The sequence below is a fragment of the Lysobacter terrestris genome, from assembly GCF_014489475.1.
GTDB lineage: Bacteria > Pseudomonadota > Gammaproteobacteria > Xanthomonadales > Xanthomonadaceae > Agrilutibacter > Agrilutibacter terrestris.
The window spans coordinates 1,858,672-1,881,400 of the sequence record NZ_CP060820.1 but is presented as its reverse complement, the minus strand read 5'-3'; the positions used below and the strand labels follow the sequence as shown (position 1 = coordinate 1,881,400).

Sequence of the window (22,729 nt, the reverse complement as noted above, 5' to 3'; positions counted from 1 at the left end):
TCACTTGCTCGCCTCCTGGTTGCCGGCCGGTCGTTGCACCGGTGCGCCGCGGCGCCAGAAGGTCTGTTGCTCGACGGTGAGCGGGTAGCCGGCTTCGGCTTCCGGCCATGCGTCGATCACCTTCTGCTTGATCGCGGCCAGGCGTGCTTCGACCAGCTCAGGGGACTCGAGGTCGGCCAGGTACGTCAGGCGCAGCACCGAGCGTTCCGTCGACAGTTCGTCGATCAGCGTCTGCAGGCGCGGCTCCCAGTGGCGGCGCAGCTGCTCGCGGTCGTGTTCGAACACCTCGTCGGTGAGATCCAGGCTCACCACGCGGAACACCGAGGCACCGAAGTCGATGCCCAGCGCCTTGCCGCGGGTGGCGCGGGCGATCACGGTCTGGCGCGTGGAGAGGCGGTAGCCGCTGGGCAGCGTGCGGTCGTCGAGCTTGAGCACGAAGTTGCTGCCGCGGTCCTCGTTCGGCACCACCGCGCAGGTGATGTGGTAACGGCCGTGCTTGTCGGTGGTCGCGGCCAGGCCGCGCGCGGTCACCAGGCGCACGCCGCCGATGCCGCCTTCGCCGTCGTCCTGCGTGCCGTTGCGGTTGGCGTCGTCGAACACCTTGCCGATCACGTCGGTGCAATCGAAGGTCGGATCCGGCACCACGCGCACGGTGGCGCTGGCTTCGCCCGACAGCGGGCGATCGGTGAGGCCGTTCCACACCCGGGCGCGGTTGGTGAACTCGCCTTCGCCCACGCCGGCGCCGACCGCCAGCAGCAACGTGATCACGTGCTCGTCGGCGGTGCCGAACGCGACGCCGCTCCAGGTCAGCTGGCGGCCGTTCTGGGTCGGCTCGGTCGGCACGTTGTCGACCCGCGCCGAACCCGGCACGTACTTGAAGCCCGCCGGGAAGTAGTCGACGGCGCGCACGTCGCGCAGCTGCAGGCCGGAGAGGTTGCGCAGGGTGATGGTGTACGGCACCAGCTGGCCCTTCACGACGTTCTTCATCGGCGTGGTCTTGCTGATCGACAGCGCTTCGCCGAGGTCGAGGTCGAGCGGGATGTGGTTGTTGAACATCTGGCTGCTGCCCGGCATGGACGAGTCGTCCAGGCGCAGGTGCAGGTGGTAGGTGGTGCCGGCCGAGCGCGCCGGGACCGACACCGGCGGCGCCAGCTCGGAGACCTGCGCCTCGCAGCGTTCGGTCGTGCCGGGCACGGCGTCGTTCAGGCTGGCCGGGCAGGTCGGCACCACGAACGCAGCGGTGGTCGCATCCGACATCGGCGGGATCAACGCCGAGGCACCGGCGATGTAGTCCGTCGACGGCGGCGCGACTTCGACCACGTAGCTGCCGCTCGACGCGCACATCGGGTCGGCGAAGTTGATGTCGAAGCGGTAGAAGCCGCCCTGCTGCGTGACCTGCCCCTGCTGCGCCGGATCGGCGAAGCACGCGGCCGGCAATGCGGACACGCCGGCCGCATCGAGCAGGCGCAGGCGCGAGCCGGCGATGGCGCCACGGTTCATCGATTCGTAGATGACGCCGTTGGGTTCGATCGGCAGGTTGAGGTTGGGCAGTCTGCTGCCGGACTGCACGACGATCGCGTGGATGCGCTGCAGGTCGTTGCTGAATACCGAATGCGCGTAGCCGAGCTTGGCCGTGGTCGCGGTGGCGCCGGGTGCGGTGAAGCGGAGTTCCAGCGCGTCGCCCGCGGCGGCCGGCGCGATGCTGCCGGTGCTGGCAGCGTTCGGCGCCACGTTGGCGATCTGCCAGTTGCCGTTGGCGTCGGTGACGGTGCTGCGTTCGAGCTGGCTGTTGCGGTACAGCGCGACATTCCAGCCGGCGAGCACGCGTTCGCCCGCGTCCGTCGTGCGGTTGAAGTTGGCGTCGTGCCAGGCGCGGCCGCTGAGCACGCCGACGCCGATCCGGCCGCCGACGTCGAAGGCGACGCTCGCGCTTGCGGTCTGCGCCGGGGCGTTCCAGTTCACGACACCGGTGTTGGTCACGCGCGTGCCGGCCGCGAGATTGGACGCGAGCATGGCGCGGAAGCGCAGCGTCGCCGATGCCCCCGGGGCGAGATCGCCGTGGGCACCCGCGTAATCGGCGGTGATCGCCTGGCCGACGACGCTGATGCCCGCGGTTCCGCCGTTCAACGTGGCCGAGCCGTTGACGTAGGTGAGCTGGCCCGACGCCGTGGCGTTGAGGTCGTCGACGATGCGCACCAGCGTGGCGGGCACGGTCGCGATGTTGCGCACGACCACGAGGTATTCGAGTTCGGCGCCCGGCAATGCCGCGCCGCCGCCGACCACGGCCACCTGCTTGTTGATGGTGAGCATCTGCGTGCCACCGACGACCACCACGGTCGGCTCGGGGCCGGTGGACGGGTTGCCGTCGCCGTCGGTCAGCAGCGGTGGCTGTCCGCTGCCGAGGACGCGTGCCTGGTTGACGATCAGCGTGCCGTTGGCGGTACCGGCGTTGACCTGCAGGTCGAACTGCACGGTCGCCACCTCGCCCGGATTGAGCGTGCCGATGGCGATGCCGGCGATCAGCGGCGACACGCCGCCGTCCGGCTGGCCCACGGGCTGGCCGTTCACGGTGAGCGAATTCGCCACCCACGTGGTGTGCTGCGGCACGTCGTCGCGCAGCATCACCTGCGTGGCCGGCGCCTTGCCGTTGTTGTAGATGCGGATGGTGTAGCGCAGCGTGTCGAGCGGTTCGACGACGCCCGGGGTGCCGCCGTCGATGCGCAACACCGCGGCCTTGTCGGCGTACAGCAGCGCCACGTTGCCGACCACGTCGCGGGTCGGGTCGTTGATGATCGGCGTGCGCGGATCGTCGGACGGCACTTCGCCCGCGACGTCGGTGCCGGTGACGAAGGCCTGGTTGGCGATGACGGTGCCGTCGGCCGCATCCGCGTCGACGACCACGTTGAAGGTGATCGTGGCGACGTTGGCCGCGGCGTCGGCGGGGTTGTCGGCGCGGACCACGCCGGCCGTGGTTTCCGCGGGCGAGGTAATCGCGATGCCGTTGATCAGCGGCGAGCCGTTGGCGCCATCGGCCACGGCCACGCCGTTGAGCGCGGTGCTGCCGGCGACGTAGGTGGTGTTCGCCGGCACCAGGTCGCGCAGGACCACGCCATGCGCATGGTCGGTGCCGATGTTGCGCACGGTGATGGTGTACCGCAGCGTGTCGCCGGCCATCAGCGCGGACGGATCCGCGCCGAGGTAGGCCGAGGTCTTCTGCACGACCAGTTGCGGGGCCGAGTCGATCGGCAGGCGGGTCGGATCCTCGTCGCCGGCGACATCCGGGTTGGCCGGGCCGTTGACGCCCGGATCGTCGCTGAGCGCGATCAGCGCCGTGCCGAACTGCGCACGCGCCTGGTTGAGGACGACGGTGCCGTTGGCGATCACCGGCACCAGCTGCACGCGGTACTCGATGACCACGGTGTCCGCACCGCTGCCCGCCGCACCCAGCGTGAGGTTGCCGATGTCGATGCGGCCGGTGCCCTTGGCGCCGCCGGTGGCGTTGGTGTTGTTGCTCGCACCGGCAGGCAGCGTGCCGACCAGCGCCAGCGTGCCCGGCACGAACTTCGCCGGATCGTTGAGCGCGTCGATTTCGTCGACCAGCGAGAGGCCGGCGGCGCTGACGTTGCTGAGGTTGCGCAGCTGCAGGCGGTACTGGACCACGTCGCCCGGATGCGCGGGCGTCGGCGTGACCACGGTCTTGCTGAAGTCGAGGCGCGGCGGATCGGTGAGCAGCGAATGGCTCGCCGGGCCGGCGCAGTAGTCGTTGGGTGCGGTGATCGCGGGGCAACCGTTGCCGTGGCGTTCGTAGGTGCTGGCGCCGTCGAGGCCGGTCCAGTCCACGACCACGCTGTTGATGAGCGTGGTCAGCGCCGGGACGTTGGCCTGCACGCGCACGTCGTAGCTGACCTGCACCGACGCGCCCTTGGGCACGTTGACGTCGGCATTGCCGGCCGTCGTGCTCCACGTAAGCACGTACGGCGCGGCAGCGCTGCCGGTGCCGGTGACCTGCGGTGCGGCGATGGTGCTACCGGCGCCGGTCACGGTCGGGTTGCCGACGTATTCCAGACCCGGCGCCAGCGTATCGACCAGGCGCAGATCGAAGGCATCGGACGCGTTCGCATCCGCGGCCGCCGTCAGGGTGACGGTGTAGCGCACGATGTCACCGCCCTTCGCGCCGGTCCTGTCGCCGGTCTTGGCGACGGTGATCGTCGGCTCGACGATGGTGAACGTCGCCGCCGGGCTCACCAGCGGCGCAACCGCGGTACCGCCCGCGGTCTTGGCATAGGTGTACGACGCGGTATTGCTGACCACCACGCCCTGCTGCGCGGTCGCGAGGTTGCGCACGCGCGCGCGCAGCTCGATCGTCGCCTGCTGGCCCGCGGGGATCTGCGGGATGGCGACGTTCATCTGCGTCGCGGTGCTGGCCGCGCTCGATGCGCCGCCCACGCCGGTGACGGTGGCGCCGACGAATTCGAGGTTGCCATCGAGCACGTCGGTGACCGCGACGTCGTACAACGTCGCGCTGCTGGGCGCGCTCGGCACGGTGATCGAGTAGGTGACCTCCTGGCCGATGGTCGCCAGGCCCGTCGCCGGTGCGACCAGCTGCTTGGCCGGACGCGCACCCGGGGTGGTCACGGTGGTGGACACCGGCGCGGTCACATAGTCATTGAGCTGGCCTGCGCCATCGGCGCCGGTGCGCTCGTTGGCGTTGGCGGCGTCGAGGCCGGTCCAGCGCGCGACCGCGGTGTTGGTGAGCTGCTGGTCGGCGAGCACGCCGGCGAGCACGCGCACGTCGTACGAAACCTGCACCGAGCTGCCTTCGGGCATGTCGATGCTGGCGTTGCCGTCGGCCAGGCTCCACGCCAGCGCCTGCGGCGCACCTGCGCTGCCGTCGCCGGTCACGACCGGCGCGCCCAGCGTGTTGCCGGTGCCGGTGACCACCGGATTGCCGGCGTACACCAGGCCCGGACTCAGCGTGTCGGTCAGCGCTACGTCGAACGCGCCCGAGGCATCGGTGCCGCTCGCGGCGGTGAGGGTGATCGTGTAGCGGATGACATCGTTGGCGACCGCGGTGGCGCGGTCGGCGGTCTTGGCGATCGTCAGCGTCGGTTCGACGATGTTGAAGGCGACCGGATTGGTGACCTGGCCCGGTTCACGCGTGCCGCCACCGGTTTCCGCCCAGGTGATTGCAGCGGTGTTGTCGACGTCCACGCCCTGCTGCGCGCCCATCACGTTGCGCACGCGCACGCGCACGTCGACGAAGGCCTGCTGGCCCGCCGCGATCCGGTCGATCGCGATCGACACCTGCGCGGCGGTGCTGGTGTTGACCACGCCCGCGCCGTTGATCACGCCGCCGACGCTCACCGTCGCGCTCACGTACTCGAGGTTGGCGTTGAGCGCATCGAGCACCTGCACGTCATGCATCGGCGCGTTGCGCGGCTGGCCGGGCACGGCGATGCGGTAGACGAGCTCCTGGCCGATCGTGGCTTCGCCGTTGGCCGGCGACAGCAGTGCCTTGGTCGGCGGCACCGGCGGCGCGGAGATGCGCACGACGGTGGGGTCCTCGTCGTCCACGGCGGGATCGGGATCGGCCTGGCCGTTGACGGTGGGATCGTCGCTGTCCGCGAGGAAGCTGCCGCTGCTGCTGAGCAGCTGCGCCTGGTTGATGACGAGGTGGCCGTGGGCCAGCGTCGACAGCAGGGTGACGTTGAATTCGACCCGCACCTCGCTGCCTGCGGCGACATCGATGTTGCGCAGGTCGATCAGTCCGGTGGCCGGATTGCTGTTGTTGACGATGCCGGCCGGCAACGAGGTGAACGCCAGCGAGCCCGGCACGAAATCCGCCGGCAGCTGGTCGCGGAAGCTCGCGTCGGTGAAGCTGGAATCCGTCGCCTGCAGGCGCAGCGTGTAATGCAGCACGTCGCCCGGCACCGCGGTGCGCGCGGGATCGGCGCCGCTGGTGACGTTGCGGACGGTCTTCTCGTAGAAATAGCCCGACAGCAGCACCGCGAGCGAATGCGCGTCTTCATGGTCGTCGACACCGACGGTGCCGTCGGTGAGCACGCGGGCGATCTCGACGCGCGCAGGATTGCCGCTGTCGTCGTTGTACCAGCGCGTCGCGCCGGCGACGTTGGTGAGCGTTACCCCGTTCTGGCTGTTGGCGTCGAGCTTGGTGCGGTAGTCGACGACGAGGTGCTGCCCCGGCGCGACCGGTCCGGCCGCATCGAGCAGGACGATGCTCAGCTCGCACGTCGGCGCGGCGGTGTACGCGACGGTGTACTGCGTGCCCTGCGCCAGCGTGGTGCTGCCCAGGCGCACGGAGGTGATCTGCGGCGTCATGTCGCACATGCCGCCGTTGGGTCCGTCGGGCAGGCGGTCGAGCAGGGTGACGTTCCACGCATCGAACCGGCCGGTGTTCACCGCGTCGATGCTGAAATCGCCCCATTCGCCGAGGTTCAGGCCTGCGCTGCCGAGCGCCGCGCTACCGGTCTTGTTGACGACCAGGTTGGGCCCGGCGATCACCGCCGGATTGGACACGCCGTTCTCGCCCGGCAGCGGGTTGTAGAACGTGCCGTCGATGAGGCGCCCGAACTGCCAGATCGCGGTATTGACGAAGCTCTTGCCGAGCGTGTTCACCGCCGGGTTGTCGTCGAGGACCACGGTCACGTCGATCGCGAGCCGCCCGCCCTTGGGCAGGATGAAGCCCGGCGGGAAGTGGAACTCGACCAGCCCGTTCGCGTTGACGACGATGTTCGGACCGATCTCCGCGCCCAGCGCCGTGCACGACAGGTCGGTGCACCAGCGCACGCTCGGCGTGCCGACCAGGCTGAGGTCGACGCCGGTGCCGGGAATCGTCACCGGATACTGGATCGGCGGTGTGCTCGGATCGTTGTCGTCCGGGCCGTTGACGTTCACGGTGACCGGATCGATGCCGATGTTGTCGTACAGGGTGATGCCGTGCAGGTCGTCCTTCGACTCGCCGTTGAGCACGACGGCGCCGGTCTGCGGGTCGATCAGCACCGGGATCAGCAGCCGGTAGTTGAAGGGCACGCCGACGGCGGCGAAATCCGGGCCGCGCTTGTTGATGGATTCGACCGGGATCAGGACGTTCTGGCAGTCCTCGCGGAACTTCGGCACGTCCGAGTTGACGAACCAGATCTTGTTGCCCTGCACGTCGTTGCAGGCGATGTTGCCGCTCCAGTAGACGTTGTCGAAGATGACCAGCTTTTCCTGGCCGGGCTTGTACTGGAGGTTGGCGATGAAGCCATCCGGCGGGTACGCGGAGCGCGGGTAGTTGCGGACGATGCACACCAGCGTGTCGATCTCGAGCTGGCTCGGGTTGACCGCGCCGGGCGCGCTGCCGTCCAGCACGCCGCCGAAGTCGGAGCATTTGACGGACTGCGCGTACGCCCCAAACGACATGCCGAGCAGCATCAACAGGGCGCACAGCCGGACGACCCAGCGCTTGCCTGCTGCCGTGCTTCGCGTATTCCGTTCGAACCCCATGCCCTACTCCATTCGCGTGCGGTGAAGCCACCGACGGACCTGGAACGGGACCGAGGAATGCCCTCACGCGGGGTGGGCGAGCTGGCTCGCTCCCTGCGTGATGCTCCGGCGGTCCCGCTACCACGGGCGCGTTGCGCCCGACAGGCCGGTGACTTTGCGTCGCCACCTTTCGGTGGTTTTGCCTTTGTCGTTGTGTTGCGTGTTGCGTCTTACGTCTTGCGTAGATGCGTTGATGCGTTGATGCGGGCCCCGGGGCGTAGCCGCGGGGCCCGCGATGCGGCGCGATGGCTTCAGCCGGCCGGCAGGAAGTTCATCGGGTACACGATCGTCACCGCCGGCACGTCCTTCGCGCCGAAGTTGAAGCCCTTCACCCGGGCGAGGATGTCCGCGATCAACGCGGCCGCTTCCATCTCCGAGGACTTCACCTGCGCCATCGACACGCTGCCGTCCGGCTCGATGGTCAGGCGCAGGACGACCTTGCCCTGCAAGGTCGCGTCGTTGCGCAGCTCGCGCTGGTACAACCGGTACAGCGCGGACTTGTGGCGGTCGAAGACGACCTGGATCTCCTCGTCGGAGCGTCCGCCGCGTTTCGCACTGCTGTTGCCGGCGGAACTGACCGCGGCCACCGCGTTGATCCCGCTCGAGGCCCGCGTCAACGCCGTGCCCTTGATCGCGCCGCGCTCGCCGCTGCCGCTGCCGAAGCCGCGGCTCTGCGCCGCGAGGTTGATGCCGCTGCTGCGGCCCGGCGCGGTGCCGGTCAGCATCGCGCGCTCCGGACGGGCGTCGCCGGTGTCGTTGCTGAGCTTGGCGGCGCGGCCGAGATCGGCGACGGCCGGCAGGTCGTCGACGGCGGTGAGCGCATCCTTGAACGCGAGGATGCCCTGCGGCTTGGCCGCCTGCGGCGTCGGTACCGGCCGCGGTTCGGCCTTCGCGGTGTCGGTGCGGGTCGGCGTCGGCTTGCGTTCGATCTTCTTCTGCGGGGTGAGTTCCGGCGGCGGCGGCGGGGCCTTCTCCAGCTTCTTCGCTTCCGGGATCACGGTGACCACGCGCTCGGGCAGCTTGTCCGGCTGCGCCAGCTTCTCCGGGATGACGATGAAGGGCAGGACGATCGCGATCACCAGCCACACGCACAAGGCGATGGCCAGGCCCTTGCGCGAACGCCGGTCCTCGTCGCCGCGCATCCACAGCATGAGGTGCGGACGCACGCGGCCGGTCTGCAGCTCGCGCTCGACGACCCATTCGTTGTGCTGGCGCTCGATTTCTTCCTGGTGCTCGAAGGCTTCGTCTTCCAGCAACAGCAGTTGCTCGTTCTGCTCGCTGATGCCGTGCACCAGCCCGCTGCGACGCGACTCGACCGCATCGATGCGCGCGCGCAGGGATTCGGCGCGGCCGCGCGCGCGGGCGATGTGCCCTGCCCGTTCGCCCTTCCCGGCCACACCGTCCCAGAACAGGTCCGCGCCGTAGGCCTCGTCCAGTTCGTCCAGTGCGGTGCAGGCGCGTTCCAGCAGATGCTGCCGGACGCGGTCGCCGAGGAGGCCGGCGATCTCCTCCTCGACGGCCGACAGGTCCTGCAGCAGGTCGCGCAGCCGCGCGCGCGCCTGCGCGATGCGTTCGTCGAGCGGAGCCGCGACGGCGTCCTGGATGGTTTCGGGTTCCATGGCGTTGGTATCGGTCATCGGTTCGGCCTCAACCACCGCTCGGCGCGGTGCCGCCGGTCTCGAGCACCGCCAGCGACAACTTGTCGTACGCGGCCGCGGTGCAGGTCGTCATCACCTTGCGGATCACTTCGTACGGCAGGCCGCGATCGGCCAGCACGGTGATCTCGCGGTGGGCGAGCGCGGCCTGCTGCGCGGCGCCGCCCTTGGCGGCCAGCGGTCGCGACAGGTACTCGCGCAGGGGTTCGATCAGCGCGGCGTTCGGGTCGCGGATCTGCTCCATGGTGGCGATCACGTCGCCCTGCACCAGCAGCATGTCCTTGGTGATCGTCACCACCACCGTCTCGGCGGGCTTGGTTTCGGCGGTGGACAGCGGGATCTGCACGTCCTTCGCGTTCGGCACCACTTCGACTTCGGTCGAGTAGATCAGCAGGAACGCCACCATCACCGACATGATGTCGATCATCGGGATCAGGTTGAGCTCCGGGTCCTCGCGCCGCTTGCGCATGGCGCGGAACGGATTCAATGACATCCTCATGGTGCGTCTCCCACGGCGATCTTCGGGAACATCGAGATGCGGCCGCGTTCATCGGGGGTGGCGGTGAAGCCGTTGGCTTCGGCGGTGGCCTTGTCCGTGCTGCGGATCGCGTCCATCACCTGCACCAGGTGGTCGTACTGCACGTCGGGCGCCATCAGCACCGAGGCGGTGTCGACGTCGACGTGCTGGCCCTTGAGGTTGGCGGCCATGAGCGTGAGCTGCTGCAGCGGATAGGCACCGTTTTCCTGCGGCAGCACGGCGATGGTTTCCCGGCCGTTGGTCAGCTCCAGGCCTTCCTTGCGCACCATCACTTCGAGGCGGAAGGTCGGCTCGGTGGGCTCGCCGGCAGCCGCGCTCGGCAGGTCGAGCTGGATGATCGAGATGCGCGAGAACACGGCCGTCATCAGCAGGAACGTGATCATCACGCTGAAGATGTCGATCATCGGCACGAGCATCAGCTCGACCGGCTTGGCCGGCGGCTTGCGACGTGGCATCAGGCCCATGGCGTTTCTCCTGTGACCTTGCTCAGGCGGCCCGGATGTTCTGGACCGCGCCCTGGGCGGCGCGATTGGTGCGCAGCGTCAGCACGTTGAGGTACTTGATCGCGGCCATTTCCAGGCTCTCGACCAGGTTCTGCGTGCGCGAGGTCAGGAAGGCGTGCATGAACAGCAGCGGCACGGCGGTGCCCAGGCCGAACGCGGTGCAGTTCATCGCCTCGGAGATGCTCGCCGACAGCAGGTTGGCCTTCTCCGCCGGATTGGCGGTGGCCACCGCACTGAACGCACCGATCAGGCCCGACACGGTGCCGAGCAGGCCGACCAGGGTCGCCAGGTTGGCGAACGTGCCGAGGTAGTGCGTGCGCTTTTCCATGCGCGGCACGATTTCCATGATGCCTTCCTGCATCGCCTTCTCGACGTCGTCGCGGCGGCGCACCGCACCCTGCATCGCCAGGCCGGCACCGAGCAGGCGGCCGAGCGGGTTGTTGTCGTCGCCGACGATCTTGCGGGCCTTGTCGAAGTCGCCGTCGTTGAGCGACGGCTCCACGCGCGCCCACATGGCGCGGGTGTGCTGCTGCGCCTTGAGCAGGGTGATGAAACGCTCGATGGCGATCGCCATGCCGACCAGGCCGATCAGCAGGATCGGCAGCATCATCGGACCACCGGCCTTGAAGAAATGCGCTATTGCTTGAAACATGTCAGTGCCCTCGCTGGAAAGTTCGCTGGAAAGTCGGCTGGAGAAAGCCGGCGGAAAAACGGTTGGAGCGTCGACTCACTCGCCGTCCGGGTCGGCGATGAGGTCGTAGTACGAGAGCTCGCGCAGGAACACGTCCTTGTCGACGGGCTGGGTGCTGTCATCGAGCAGGCGCGAAATGCCCGGCGCGTCGGCGAGCTGCGAGCTTTTCCAGGGCACGATGACCAGTTCCTTGGGCGTCTCGTCGTTGCCGAGGATCGACAGGCCGGACAGCACCATGTCGCCGGCGGGCGCGGCCTTCACCTTGCCCGTATCTGCCTTCGCGACACCGGCTTTGCCTGCGCCGGTCTTGCCCGCGGCGTCCTCGGTACCGGTCTGTGCCGCGGGTCCGGCGGCAAAAGCCACCGCCGGCGCCAGCGCCAGGCCCACGCACAGGACCACGATCGCGTTACGCATCACTTGCCTCCCTTGCCGGCGCGCGCACGCGCACTGGCGATCCAGCCCGCGACCTGTTTGTCGTCGGGCACGGCCTGCTGGTAGAGGACGTAGTTGTCGAGCGCGCAGGCGGCGTCTTCGAGGTAGAGGTCGCACAGCACCGCGAGGTTGAGCCGGGCGAAGTGGAAGCCCGGCGCGGCGGCGAGCGACTTCTCGTAGGACGCGCGCGCATCGTTGAGCTTGCCCTGGCGACGCTGCACCAGGCCCAGCTCGTTCCACGCGATCGGGTGCTTGGGCTGCAGCTCGATCGCGCGCTTCAGGCTCGCCTCGGCCTGGTCCAGTTCGTTGCTCTTCGCCTGGGCGATGCCGAGGTCGATGAACGCCGCGGTGAGCTTGGGCTGGCGCGTGGTGATGTCCTGCAGCAGGACGATGCCTTCGGCATAGCGCTGCTGCGCGAGCAGTCCGGCGGCACGCGCGTAGTCGGCACGCGTCGCGCCGTCGACCTTCGCCGACTCCACGATGGTGAAGCCGGTGGCGCTCACGTTCACGCCCGGCGAGTTGCGCGCGGCCATCGCCGTCGCGGCCACGTAGACCAGTGCGAGCGCGCCCAGGCGCAGGGCATGGCGGCGGGCGCGCCGGTACGTACCGCGAGCGTCGTGCGGGTTAGTGCGCGCTGACATCGTCGTCTCCGGTGGTGGCGGGTGCGGCCGGCGTGGCGGCCGGTGCGGTCGCGGCGGGGGCAGTCGTAGCCGGCTGCACGTACTCGTAGCGCTCGGCCTGGCCGAGGAACCCGGTGCTCGCCTCGGGCCGCGCGTAACGCGCCGGCACCAGCTGCGCCAGGCGCGCCAGGCTCTTCTCGATCCACGGGCTCTGCACGCCGGCCTCCAGCAACTCGAGGTTCTTCTCGTGCAGGCCAATGGCCTTTTCCTCGAACGGGAATGCCATCTCGTCGAGCTGGTCGTTGTAGTCCTGCAGCGCGTTGCCCTTGAGGTTGCCCGGGCGCTGCGACTCGTTGAGCGAGCGGCTGAAGTTGGCGTACACCTCGCCCATGTAGAACGTGGCGGCGGCGGTGACGTCGCCCACCTCGTACGGCACCAGGGTGTTGAAGCCCTTGATGGCGTCCGCCATCGCCTTCTGCTTGGCCGCCATGCTCTTCTCGAACGGCAGCTTGAGTTCGATCGCGGCGAAGCGGGTGTACAGCGGCTCGGTCAGCACCAGCGCGGCGCGTCCGGCCAGCGTGCGCGTGCGGCTGGTGCGTTCGCTGCCGGCCCTGGCGTCGAGCTGCACGACGTTCTGCAGTTCGGCGCGATAACGCGCGTCGTCGCCGCGGGTCTTGTGGATGTCGGCCATGCGCTGGCGCGCTTCCAGCGCGTCGACGACCGGCTTGGGGAATTCGCCGACGTAGCGGGTGTAGACCGCCAGCGCGCGCTCCAGGTTCTTCGAATCCTCGTGCAGCTTGCCCGCCAGCAGCAGCGCTTCGGCGCGCAGCTTCGGGTCGGTGGCCTCGTTGGCGACGCGCTCGTACTCGCCGGCCGCACCGCCGAGGTCGCCGGCCTGCTGGAAGGCGCTGGCGATCTGCCGGGTCGCGTCCTGCACCAGTTCGTGACCGGGGTTGTCGCGGCGGAACTCGTCCAGCACCTGCGCGGCGGCCTTCCAGTCCTGCAGCCGCATGAGCGCGGCGCCCGCGTCGTACTGCGCACCGGCGCGGATCTTCGAGGTCGGCGCGGCCTGCTTGATGCGCAGGAAATGGTTGGCGGCGGTGCGGAAGTCGCCGGCGGTGTTGGCGGCTTCACCCTGCTTGTAGATCGACGCGGCAAGGTTCTCGACCAGGTCGGCGCGGCTGGCATCATCGGTCGGCAACGTCGACAGCACCTGCACGTAGGCCTGTTCCGCCGTCGGGTAGTCGGCCAGTTCGAACGACGCATGCGCGACCACGGTCCACGCCGAGCGCTGCAGCTCGCGCGAGGCCGACGGGAACTTCGCCAGCAGCTTGCGGCCGGCTTCGCGCGCGGCGACGTGGTCCTTCAGCTCGTACAGGTCCTGTGCGGCGGCGACCAGCACCACCGGTGCCTGCTCGTGCTGCGGGAAGGTGTCGGCGAAACGCAGCGAGCTGGCGACGGTGGCGCGGCGCGCGGCGTCCTGTGCGGACGCGTCCACCTTCTTGAGGTTCTCGCGGTGCGCGAAGATCGCGGCGTAACCGGCGGCCGCGGCCTTCGCGTGCGCCGGGTATTCGTACGCGGTGCGCTCGTACTGCGTCGCCGCGCGGCCGAAGTCGCCGTTCTCGCGCAGCAGGTCCGCGAACTGGTAGTTCGCCGCCGGCGCGGTCGGGTCGTCGTGGAAGGAATCAAGGAAGTCGCCGTACCAGCGCGTGGCTTCGGCGAAGCTCGCCTGCTTCTCTTTCGCCAGCGTCGGGTCCTGGTAGCGCGCGTGGTAATGGTTGGCCAGGTCCATCAGGTTGGACTTGAGCGCGGCGACGACTTCCGGGCGCTCGCCGATCGGCTGGTGCTGCCAGTACTCGGCCTTCAGGCCGTAGCGCGCGGCGAAGTCGCGCTTGGCGTCCACCACCAGCTGCGGGAAGCCGCCGGTCTCGTAGATGCCGATGGTGCGCAGGCTGAAGTCCGGCGACGTGGCATGGAACGGATAGAGCTTGACGAAGTCCTGGTAGACCGTCGCCGCGTCCTGGTAGCGCTGCTTGGACAGGTAGAACTCGCCCAGGTAGCGGTACGCGTGGTCTTCGTACTTGCGGTGGCCGAACTCGGCGAAGTATTCGCCGATGACCTCGGGCCCGCCGAGGTTGGAGAACGACAGCGCGATGACGTTGAAGGTGTCCTCGACGCGGCGGTCTTCGGTCGCCGTGTGCTTCTCGCCCAGGACGTAGCCCTTGGCAACCTTGTGGTCGATCAGGGCGAAGTAGCGGTGCAGCGCCTCTTCGAACGCGCCCTGCTTGTAGAACGACCAGCCCAGCTTGAACAGCGACGGTTCGTAGAACTCCGACGCCGCGCCCTTGGCCACGACGCTCTGGTACGCACCTTCGGCGTCGCGGTACTTGCGGTGGACGAAGAAGCTCTCGCCGCGGCGGAACTGCACTTCGTCGGCCAGCTTGGAATCCGGGCTTTCCTTGACCAGCTGCTCCATCACCGCCATCGCGTCGTCGGGTTGGCCCAGTTCGTCGTAGGCGCGGGCCTTCTGGTACAGCACCTGGTCGCGGTAGGCGTAGTTCGGGAATTCGGTCAGCAGCTTGTCGTAGAGCTTGATCGACTCCAGCGGGCCGGACTCGGCCGCGGCCACGCCGGCCGTGCTGGCGGTGGCGATGGCCTGGCCCTGGGTGGCGCGCTGCTCGACCTGGCGTTCGATGTCGGTCGGCGCGGCGCCCGTCGGCGTTTTGCCGGAAGAGCGGGCCGCGGCGATCCTGCCGACCTCCGGCGCCGCCATCTGCACCGGCTTCGCACCGGCGGCGGCGGGCGCGTTCGCGGCGGATGCCGCGGACGCGGTGGCCGCGGGCCCGGACGGCGCCCGCGCGGCGACGCGGTCGTCGGCACGGTCAACCCGGATTTCGGTCGTGCCGCGCACGCCGTATTCCTTCTCCAGCTGCAGGTCGGCGAGGCGGCGCATCGCTTCCGGCGTGAGCTCGCTGGCCGGCGTTTCCTGCAGGAACTGGCGATAGCCCTGCACCGCCTTCTGCAGGCCGTCGTCGACGCGCACGTCGGTGGTGTCCGGCGGCACGCGGTGCAGCGTGGCAAGCGTGCCGGCGCGTTCGGAATGTGCGCAGGCGGCCAGCAACGCGACCTGCACGGCGACTACGCCGGTGCGAAGACGAAGTTTCATTTGCCCTCCCCGGCCGGCGCGCCCGGCGTCGCCGTTGCGTCCGGCGTAGCGGTTGCGTCCGGCGTGGTCGACGCGGCCGGCGCGCCGCCCTGCGCCTGGCTCGCGCGGTCGTAACTGTCGGCGACGGCGTAGCGCGCCTGGGTCTGGTAGCCCTTCAGGCGTTCGGCACGTGCGGTGAGTTCCTCGATGGCGACGGCTTCGATCAGCGCGCCCTGCTGCTTCTGCAACTGGCCCACGCGCTCGAGCGAGTCGCGCACGCGGTTGCGCAGGTCGCGGATGCCGTCGTCGTAGCCCATGTAGCTGTGCACGCTCGCCTGGCGCGCGCGCACGAAGGAGCGGTAGCGCTGCTGCAGCGTGCCCAGCTCCACGTCGAGTTCTTCCAGGTGTGCGTGCGCTTCGCCCAGGCGATCGGGGTACTGCGTGCGCAGCGTCCAGGTCAGCGCGCCGCGCAGGCGCTCGATGCGCGCCATGTGCGCGTCGCGCTCGGCTTCCGGCAGGCGCTTGATCGCCGCTGCGGTGGCGTTGATGCGGTCCAGCGCGATGCGCTCGTCCGCCTTGGCGAGCAGCTCGGGGCGCGGCTTGGTCAGCTGGTCGTCCAGGCGTCGGGCAAGGATGTCGCGCTGCTCGCTGCGCAGCTTGTACTGCGCGTCGAGTTCGCGGAACTGCGCGTCGACGCCGGGCAGCAGCGGTTCGTAGTAGTCGTGGCGCTGCCTGATGACGTCGTCGTAGGCGTCGAAACCGGTCTGCCAGGACTCCAGCTTGCGGCGCAGGTCCTCGAGGTCGAGGTAGTTCTGCAGCGCGGTCTGGAAGTCGTGCGACGCCATCAGCTTGGTGAGGTAGAAGGTTTCCGGCGCTTCCTCGAGGTCGCGCAGCTTCACCACCCACAGCTTGTCCTGCTGGATCTCCTCGCGCGCCAGCGCCTTGAGGAAGTAGCCGTCGCGCACGCTCTGGGTCGAGAACTCCAGCATTTCGAGCTCTTCGCCGAAGGACTTCAGCGCTTCGTCGTAGAGCACCGCGGCGCGGCCGTGCAGGTTGAGCTTGCCGTAGGCGTGCGGCAGGGCGAGCTTGGCTTCCTGCACCGCGCTGTCGGTGGATTCGCGCGAAGCCAGCAGCTTCCACGGCACCAGCGCGCGCTGGTAGTTGCCGGCCATCGCATCGGCCCAGCCGGCGCTGAGCAGCGCCTGGTTGGAATACGGGCCTTCGAGGCTGACGCGGTCGAAGTAGCGCTGCGCGTTGGCGTAATCCTTGGCCTCGAGCATCAGGCGCCCGAGCACCATGTTGGCCTTGTCGCGGATCGCGACGACGGCCTTGGAATCCTTGCGACCGGCCGCGCCGGCTTTCGCCAGCTGCTGCTGGCCGGCTTCGGTCTTGCCGTCCTGCAGCAGCGCGATGCCGTAGTTGTAGCCGGCGAATCCTTCCAGCCCTTCGGCGCCCAGCAGCTGCTTGAGCACGACCGCCGCTTCGGCGGGCTGGCCCATGGCGAGGAAGGTGTTGGCGCGCAGGAATTCGATCTCGTCGGCGATGTTCTCGGGCACTTCGCCGTGGATGCGCTCGAGCGCGTGCATCGCGTCCTGCGGCTGCCCCTTCTGGAAGTGGATGCGCGCCAGGCGGAAGGCCGCTTCGTTGCGCACCGCGTCCGGCACATCCGCTTCCAGCACCGCGGTGATCGCGCGGCCGGCGCGATGGTGCATGCGGTAGTTCAGTTCGAAGTCGCCGACCGAGAACTCGGCCTGGCCGATCAGCGGGTACAGCGAGTCCTGCGTCTGGTCGTCCACGCGGTAGTGCTGGCCCAGCTCGGCGTCGAGGCGCTGCAACGCCTCGAACCAGTGCCCCTGGTAGGCGTTGTAGAGCGATTCGCCGAAATAGGGATCGCGCGCGCCGTCAGTCGAACCCGCGCCGATCGAATCCTTGCCGCCCGCTTCGCACGAATGCAGCCACGGCAACACCGCCCGCGCCACGGCCGACACCCATGAGGACGAACAATGCGTGTCGGCAGATGGATCCGTGTCGGCGGCCGCGCAGGGTTGGATACCCGACAACGCGGTCAATGCGACTGCCAACGCGATGGTGGACGCGCGACGCATCGGCTCTTACCAGCCCGCGCTGCTGATGGAATCGCTGGACACGGTCAGGCCGAGCAGCTTGGGCTTGATCTCCTTGGTGAAGGCGACCGTCTCGCTGCGGCTGTACGCCTCGCCGTTGGCGCGCTTGCCGGCCACCGTCACTTCGAGCTGGTGCTCGCCGCTGGCGATGTTGCCGGTGTACAGGCGCTGCACGCCGCCCTTCTGCAGGGCCTCGAGTTCCTTGAAGCTGTAGATGTAGTGCGCGGCCGGCTGGCCGTCGACCTTCACGTCGACCGAATCCAGGCGCAGCGTGTCGCCCTTGGCGAGCTGCACGAAGAGCGCGAAATGGGTGTCGGACGGGTACAGCAGCTTCTCTTCGAGCTGGCTGAGCTCGGCGGAGATGGACAGGACGTCGGACTTGACCTCCTGCACCTGCTCGTCCAGGCCCTTCATCTGTTCGCGATAGCCGTCCTGCGCCCATGCGTGGGTGCAGACCATCGCCAGCAGGAGCGCCGCTGCGCGCAAGAACACCTTCTTCATGCATTCCCCTCGGAAAGTTCCCAGCCACGAGGACGCACTCCCCCATGCAGCCGGAAAGCTCCGGTCGCAGTGGTTTCGCCACGTGGATTTTTTGTTCCCCAGTCCGGCACGGTGCGCGGCAATCGTTCGCGATCGCGTTGCGCCTGTTTCGTTATCGGCCGGTTAAAGCGGAGGCGATTAGATCAGCGCGCGCGCATTCAGCAATGAGATGTCGATTGCAGAACACGGACGCTGAAGGGCAGAAACAGCGCATGTTTGTCAGAAGCCAACGCAATCTCTCACGCCAAGTGTGACGAGCTGCTCGCATGGCCAGGTCGAGACAGCGGACCTGACGCGGAGCGGCACACTGCACTCGACGGCGCGGTGACAGCGGCGTCGATGCCGGCACGCATCGCGCAGATCGGGTCGGCGTCAGGTGCACCGCGAGGGCATCCGGTGCGCCCGCGTGCAACGCCGCGTCGCGGCAGCAATGCCGGTGCACGGCATCGCCACCGCCGCAACGCAGGGCATCGGCCGAGCAACCAGCCCGCGCGCACGCGGCGCGGTGGCCCGCGCGCTTGGCTGGCCGTGCGGCTTTCGGACTACACTCGGTCGTTCCCGCCGCCGCCGTCCCCATGCGCAGCAAGAAGTCCCGCGCCACCTCCGTCGACATCGCCCACCGCGCCGGGGTTTCCCAAGCCACGGTGTCGCGCGTGCTGCGCGGCAGCCCGCTGGTGAACCCGGAAACGCGCGAACGCGTGATGGAAGCGGTGCGCGAGCTCAACTACAAGGTCGACCACCGCGCCTCCAGCCTGCGTACGCAGCGCTCGGGCACGCTGGCGCTGCTGCTGTTCGAGGACCCGACCCCGGACGAGTCGCACATCAATCCGTTCTTCCTGTCGATGCTCGGCTCGATCACGCGCGCCTGCGCCCGCCATCGCCACGACCTGCTGGTGTCGTTCCAGCAGCTCTCCGACGACTGGCACGCCGACTACGAGGACAGCATGAAGGCCGACGGCCTGATCCTGCTCGGCTACGGCGACTACATGGCGTACCACAGCAAGCTCGAACAGCTGGTCGAACAGGGCACGCATTGCGTGCGCTGGGGGCCGGTGCTGCCGGACCAGCCGGGCATCTCGATCGGCTGCGACAACTTCCGCGGCGGCCAGCTGGTCGGCGAACACCTGGTCGGCATCGGCCGCAAGCGCGTGGCCTTCCTCGGCCATGCGTCGAACCACTACCCGGAATTCTTCGACCGCTACCGCGGCTGCGACGCGGCGCTGCAGAAGGCCGGCGCGTCGATGCACGCGGACCTGCAGGTCGATGCGGAGAGCTCGGAGGAAGCCGGCCATGCCGCGACGATCGCGTTGCTGGAACGCGGACGCCCCTTCGATGCGGTGTTCGCCGCCAGCGACCTGATCGCGATCGGCGCGATGCGCGCGCTGGGCGAGCACGGCCGCCACGTGCCGTGGGACGTCGCCGTGGTCGGCTTCGACGACATCCCGATGGCGCGCTTCGCCAGTCCGCCGCTGAGCTCGGTGATCCAGGACACCACGCGCGCCGGCGAACTGCTGGTGGAGACGCTGCTCAAGCTGGTCCGCTCGGAACCCGCGGACAGCGTGATGCTGCCGCCGACGCTGGTGGTGCGGCGTTCGAGCAGCGTGGGCTGAAGTCCTCGCGGCGCAAGGGCGCCGCGGTCGCAGGACCTTTCAACTTCCGGATTTCTCAGCTCCGCGGATTCGCCCCGATGCGCGCCCGCTGCAGCGCCGCGCGCAGCTGCGGCTGCGTGACCGCGGCATCCAGCAGGTACACCTCGACGCCGTGCGCGGGGACGGTCGCCTTCAACACGCCATCGCCGGCAACGTCGGCCTCGCCGCCGGCGATCGCCGCTTTCCAGCGCCCCGCTTGCACGTCCTTCAGTTCGAACGCCGCCGGCTTCGCACCCTTGTTCAACAGCACCAGCGCGACCTGGTGCGTCGCGCCCTGCTGCAGCACGCGGTAGAACGCCGCGCGCTCACCCTGCATCAGCAGGTTCACCTGCAAGCCGCGCTGCAATGCCGGCGTGGTGGCGCGCAGGTTGCCGATGCGCTTGAGCGCCTGGTGGATCGGGCTCTTCGCCGCGGCGTCGACGCGCTCCTGGCCGAAGTAGTTGCGGTTGCCGGCGTGCTCGGCGGTGCCGCGCTCGAAGCCGGTCTCCGAGCCGTAGTAGACGACCGGGATCCCGCGCGCGGTGAACAGGAAGTTGTTGGCGTCGATGAAGCCTTCGTCGCTGGCGTCGAGCCGCGCCATGTCATGGTTGTCGTAGAAGGTCATCAGCTCATACGGGTTCTGGTACGGGCCGTCTTCCAGGTACAGGCGCTCGGCGATGCGTTCGAAGCCGCCGCCCTTGCGGCCGAACACCTCGGCCACGCGTTCCTTCAGCGGGAAGTCCAGCACGCTCGCCCCGGCGTTGCGCGGGAAGGTGTGCGGCGCGATGGTTGCGGCGTCGTAGTTGAACGCTTCACCGAACATGAAGAAGCCCGGGTGCTTCGCGCGGATGCGCGTGGCGAAGGCGTGCCAGTACGCATGCGGCATCCACGGGATCGTGTCGATGCGGAACGCGTCCGCGCCCTGGTCGATCCACTGCGAATAGGCGCCGACGAAATAGTCCAGCACCTGCGGGTTGTTCTCGTTGATGTCCGACAGCTGTGCCAGGCCCGGCGTCGTGTTGTAGAACGCGTGCAGCGGGTTGTGCTGCGGGTCGAGCTGTTCCGGGCGCAGGTTCTGGTGGTCGGCGAGCAGGGTGCCGTCCGCATCAAAGAGCTTGCCGAACCCGGGCTGGTCGCTCGGCATCGTGTACGCCGGCGAACCGTGGTTGCAGACGATGTCGAGCACGGTCTTCAACCCGTGCTGCTTCAGCCCCCGGGTAAGCCCGGCGAAGTCTAGGCCCTTGCTCGGCAGGTGCTCGTCGAGCCTGTAGAAGTTAACGCCCCAGTAGCCGTGGTAGCCGGTCTTGCCGCGATCGGTGAAGAAGCCTTCCCACTTGACCGGATCGCCGCCGGTGAAGGCCTCGTCCGGGTTGTCGACGATGGGCGTGACCCACACCGCGCCGAAGCCCATGTCGCGGATGTACTGCGCGTTGTCGAGCAGGCCCTTGAAGTCGCCGCCGAGGTAGCCGACGTTGTCGCTGCGCCCCGTCGGCGCACCGGGCACGGGGCGGTCGAAGGTGTGGTTGGGACCGGCGGCCTGGTCGCGGAAATCGTTGGCCGGATCGCCGTTGACGAAGCGGTCGGTGAGCACGAAGTACACGGCGTTGGCGGCGAAGGGCTCGCGCGTGCCGACCAGCTCGTCGCTGGCCGTGTCGCCGGGTGCATCGGCCTGCGTCGCGGCCGGACGCTGCGCCGGCGCGGCCGCGGTGTTCGCCGGTTCGCGGGCGCAGCCCGCCAGCAGCAGCGCGAGGGTGGTGAACGCGACGGTTCGTTTCATGGAGTTCCTGTCGGTAATGCGGTAGGCGTGCGGCTCAGTTGGCCGGTACGGCGGCGACGTCGTGCGCAGGTTCGTGCACGCGCACCAGGCACAGGGCGCCCAGGATCAGGCTCACGCCGCTGATGACCAGCGCATGGATCGGCTCGTTGTGGAAGAACGCGCGCAGCGACGGCCCCAGCATCGTGGCCGCGACGATCTGCGGGATCACGATGAACATGTTGAAGATGCCCATGTACACGCCCATCTTCGCCGGCTCGACGCAGCTGGCCAGCAGCGCGTAGGGCATCGACAGGATGCTGGCCCAGGCCACGCCGACCAGCGCGAACGAACCGATCAGCCACGCCGGCGACGACACGTAGTACATCGACACGAAACCAATGCCGCCGGCGAGCAGCGAGACGAAATGCACGAGCCGGCGGTTGAGCGGACGCCGCGCCGCGTACCAGCTCAGCAGCAGGGCCACGAGCATCGACGACAACCCGTAGTAGCCCATGTACGAACCGACCAGGTCGGCGGCATTCTGGAACGCGGCATTGGCGGACTGGAACGCCGCGGCCTGCCCCGGCACGGCCATGTCGAACGCGGCCGGATCTGGCGCCGGCGCCTTGAACACGTGCTCGGTGAGGCCCGGCGTCGCCATCGACCACATCGAGAAGAACGCCAGCCAGCTGAAGAACTGCACGATGCCGATCGCCAGCATCTGTCGCGGCATGTGCGCGATGCTGTGCAGGATCTCGGCGACGAGGCCCTTGCCCTGCAGCCGCTCCTCGCGGAAACGCTGCAGGTCGGCGGGCGGATCCTCGCGCGTGGTCAGCACGGTGACCAGGATGCTGGCGAGGAACACGAACGCGCCGATCGAGAACGCCACCTTCACCGACGGTGGCACCACGCCCGGCCCGGCTTCGTTGGCGACGCCGAGCTGCGCGACGAACCACGGCAGGTTGCTCGCCACCCACGTGCCGACGCCGATGATCAGGGTCTGCAGGACGAAGCCGTAGGAACGCTGGCGCTCGTCGAGCTTGTCGGCGACCAGCGCGCGGAACGGCTCCATCGAGATGTTGATCGACGCATCCAGCACCCACAGCAAGCCTGCGGCCATCCACAGCACCGAGGAATGCGGCATCGCCAGCAACGCCAGCGAACTGAGCACCGCGCCGACGAGAAAGTACGGACGACGACGGCCGAACAGCGGGTGCCAGGTGCGGTCGCTGAGATAACCGATGACCGGCTGCACCAGCAGGCCGGTGAGCGGCGCGGCGATCCACAGCAAGGGCAGCGCGTCCTTCTCCGCGCCCAGCGTCTGGAAGATCCGCGACATGAAGCCGCCCTGCAGCGCGAAGCCGAACTGGATGCCGAGGAAGCCGAACGACATGTTCCAGATCTGCCAGAACGACAGTTGCGGCTTGCGGCGGTTGCCGGTGCCCTGCACGGCGCTTTGCTTCATCAGGCGTCCTCGATCGAATGCGGCAGGCATGGTAGACAGCACCCGCACTGCACAATGAAATGTAATCGTATTCAAGCGGCGCCATGAC

General features: G+C 68.8%; 13 protein-coding genes and 1 riboswitch. Of the genes, 1 reads left to right on the top strand and 12 read right to left on the bottom strand.

Annotated features, from left to right (window positions below; translation table 11 throughout):
* From H8B22_RS08640 to H8B22_RS08595, 10 genes are all read right to left on the bottom strand, one after another.
* On the bottom strand, positions 1-7,506 hold the full coding sequence (locus H8B22_RS08640; RefSeq protein ID WP_187711043.1) for an isopeptide-forming domain-containing fimbrial protein: 7,506 nt from the start codon (positions 7,504-7,506) through the stop codon (positions 1-3).
* Between the two features lie 104 nt (positions 7,507-7,610).
* A riboswitch (cyclic di-GMP riboswitch) is annotated at positions 7,611-7,699 on the bottom strand.
* A gap of 97 nt (positions 7,700-7,796) precedes the next feature.
* Entirely contained in the window at positions 7,797-9,182 is a 1,386-nt protein-coding gene (locus H8B22_RS08635; RefSeq protein WP_187711042.1) for an AgmX/PglI C-terminal domain-containing protein, read from the bottom strand.
* A 10-nt stretch (positions 9,183-9,192) separates the two neighbouring features.
* On the bottom strand, positions 9,193-9,699 hold the full coding sequence (locus tag H8B22_RS08630) for an ExbD/TolR family protein (RefSeq protein ID WP_187711041.1): 507 nt from the start codon (positions 9,697-9,699) through the stop codon (positions 9,193-9,195).
* Positions 9,696-10,202, bottom strand: a complete 507-nt coding sequence (locus H8B22_RS08625; RefSeq protein ID WP_187711040.1) for an ExbD/TolR family protein — start codon at positions 10,200-10,202, stop codon at positions 9,696-9,698. Before H8B22_RS08625 ends, H8B22_RS08630 begins: the two co-directional genes overlap by 4 nt.
* Positions 10,203-10,224: 22 nt before the next feature.
* Complete coding sequence (locus H8B22_RS08620; RefSeq protein ID WP_187711039.1) at positions 10,225-10,893, bottom strand: MotA/TolQ/ExbB proton channel family protein; 669 nt, start codon at positions 10,891-10,893, stop codon at positions 10,225-10,227.
* Positions 10,894-10,968: 75 nt separating this feature from the next.
* Complete coding sequence (locus H8B22_RS08615; protein ID WP_187711038.1) at positions 10,969-11,346, bottom strand: hypothetical protein; 378 nt, start codon at positions 11,344-11,346, stop codon at positions 10,969-10,971.
* Positions 11,346-12,005 (bottom strand): tetratricopeptide repeat protein, encoded by a 660-nt coding sequence (locus tag H8B22_RS08610; protein WP_187711037.1) that lies wholly within the window; start codon positions 12,003-12,005, stop codon positions 11,346-11,348. The genes H8B22_RS08615 and H8B22_RS08610 overlap by 1 nt, the downstream gene beginning before the upstream one ends.
* A complete protein-coding gene (locus H8B22_RS08605) occupies positions 11,989-15,150 on the bottom strand; it encodes a tetratricopeptide repeat protein (protein WP_187711036.1) in 3,162 nt (1,053 codons plus the stop codon). The genes H8B22_RS08610 and H8B22_RS08605 overlap by 17 nt, the downstream gene beginning before the upstream one ends.
* Positions 15,147-17,234 (bottom strand): hypothetical protein, encoded by a 2,088-nt coding sequence (locus H8B22_RS08600; RefSeq protein ID WP_187711035.1) that lies wholly within the window; start codon positions 17,232-17,234, stop codon positions 15,147-15,149. The genes H8B22_RS08605 and H8B22_RS08600 overlap by 4 nt, the downstream gene beginning before the upstream one ends.
* Before the next feature lie 6 nt (positions 17,235-17,240).
* Positions 17,241-17,753 (bottom strand): hypothetical protein, encoded by a 513-nt coding sequence (locus H8B22_RS08595; protein WP_187711034.1) that lies wholly within the window; start codon positions 17,751-17,753, stop codon positions 17,241-17,243.
* A gap of 614 nt (positions 17,754-18,367) precedes the next feature.
* On the opposite strand from H8B22_RS08595, the gene H8B22_RS08590 reads away from it, so the two are divergent.
* Positions 18,368-19,402, top strand: coding sequence for a LacI family DNA-binding transcriptional regulator (locus H8B22_RS08590; protein ID WP_187711033.1), 1,035 nt, complete (start codon positions 18,368-18,370; stop codon positions 19,400-19,402).
* 55 nt (positions 19,403-19,457) lie between these two features.
* On the opposite strand, the gene H8B22_RS08585 is transcribed toward H8B22_RS08590, so the two are convergent.
* Both H8B22_RS08585 and H8B22_RS08580 read right to left on the bottom strand, forming a co-directional pair.
* The gene (locus tag H8B22_RS08585) at positions 19,458-21,197 is read right to left on the bottom strand and encodes an alpha-amylase family glycosyl hydrolase (protein WP_187711032.1); all 1,740 of its coding nucleotides are present in this window, start codon (positions 21,195-21,197) and stop codon (positions 19,458-19,460) included.
* Between the two features lie 34 nt (positions 21,198-21,231).
* Positions 21,232-22,641 carry an MFS transporter gene (locus H8B22_RS08580; protein ID WP_187711031.1) on the bottom strand — a complete coding sequence of 470 codons (1,410 nt, stop codon included), beginning with the start codon at positions 22,639-22,641 and terminating at the stop codon, positions 21,232-21,234.
* Positions 22,642-22,729: the final 88 nt, after the last annotated feature.

Coding starts and splice junctions, on each gene's coding strand:
- H8B22_RS08600 (WP_187711035.1), bottom strand. CDS start 17,234: ATGCGTCGCGCGTCCACCATCGCGTTGGCAGTCGCATTGACCGCGTTG.
- H8B22_RS08595 (WP_187711034.1), bottom strand. CDS start 17,753: ATGAAGAAGGTGTTCTTGCGCGCAGCGGCGCTCCTGCTGGCGATGGTC.
- H8B22_RS08580 (WP_187711031.1), bottom strand. CDS start 22,641: ATGAAGCAAAGCGCCGTGCAGGGCACCGGCAACCGCCGCAAGCCGCAA.
- H8B22_RS08610 (WP_187711037.1), bottom strand. CDS start 12,005: ATGTCAGCGCGCACTAACCCGCACGACGCTCGCGGTACGTACCGGCGC.
- H8B22_RS08640 (WP_187711043.1), bottom strand. CDS start 7,506: ATGGGGTTCGAACGGAATACGCGAAGCACGGCAGCAGGCAAGCGCTGG.
- H8B22_RS08615 (WP_187711038.1), bottom strand. CDS start 11,346: ATGCGTAACGCGATCGTGGTCCTGTGCGTGGGCCTGGCGCTGGCGCCG.
- H8B22_RS08585 (WP_187711032.1), bottom strand. CDS start 21,197: ATGAAACGAACCGTCGCGTTCACCACCCTCGCGCTGCTGCTGGCGGGC.
- H8B22_RS08625 (WP_187711040.1), bottom strand. CDS start 10,202: ATGGGCCTGATGCCACGTCGCAAGCCGCCGGCCAAGCCGGTCGAGCTG.
- H8B22_RS08590 (WP_187711033.1), top strand. CDS start 18,368: ATGCGCAGCAAGAAGTCCCGCGCCACCTCCGTCGACATCGCCCACCGC.
- H8B22_RS08630 (WP_187711041.1), bottom strand. CDS start 9,699: ATGAGGATGTCATTGAATCCGTTCCGCGCCATGCGCAAGCGGCGCGAG.
- H8B22_RS08635 (WP_187711042.1), bottom strand. CDS start 9,182: ATGACCGATACCAACGCCATGGAACCCGAAACCATCCAGGACGCCGTC.
- H8B22_RS08620 (WP_187711039.1), bottom strand. CDS start 10,893: ATGTTTCAAGCAATAGCGCATTTCTTCAAGGCCGGTGGTCCGATGATG.
- H8B22_RS08605 (WP_187711036.1), bottom strand. CDS start 15,150: ATGAAACTTCGTCTTCGCACCGGCGTAGTCGCCGTGCAGGTCGCGTTG.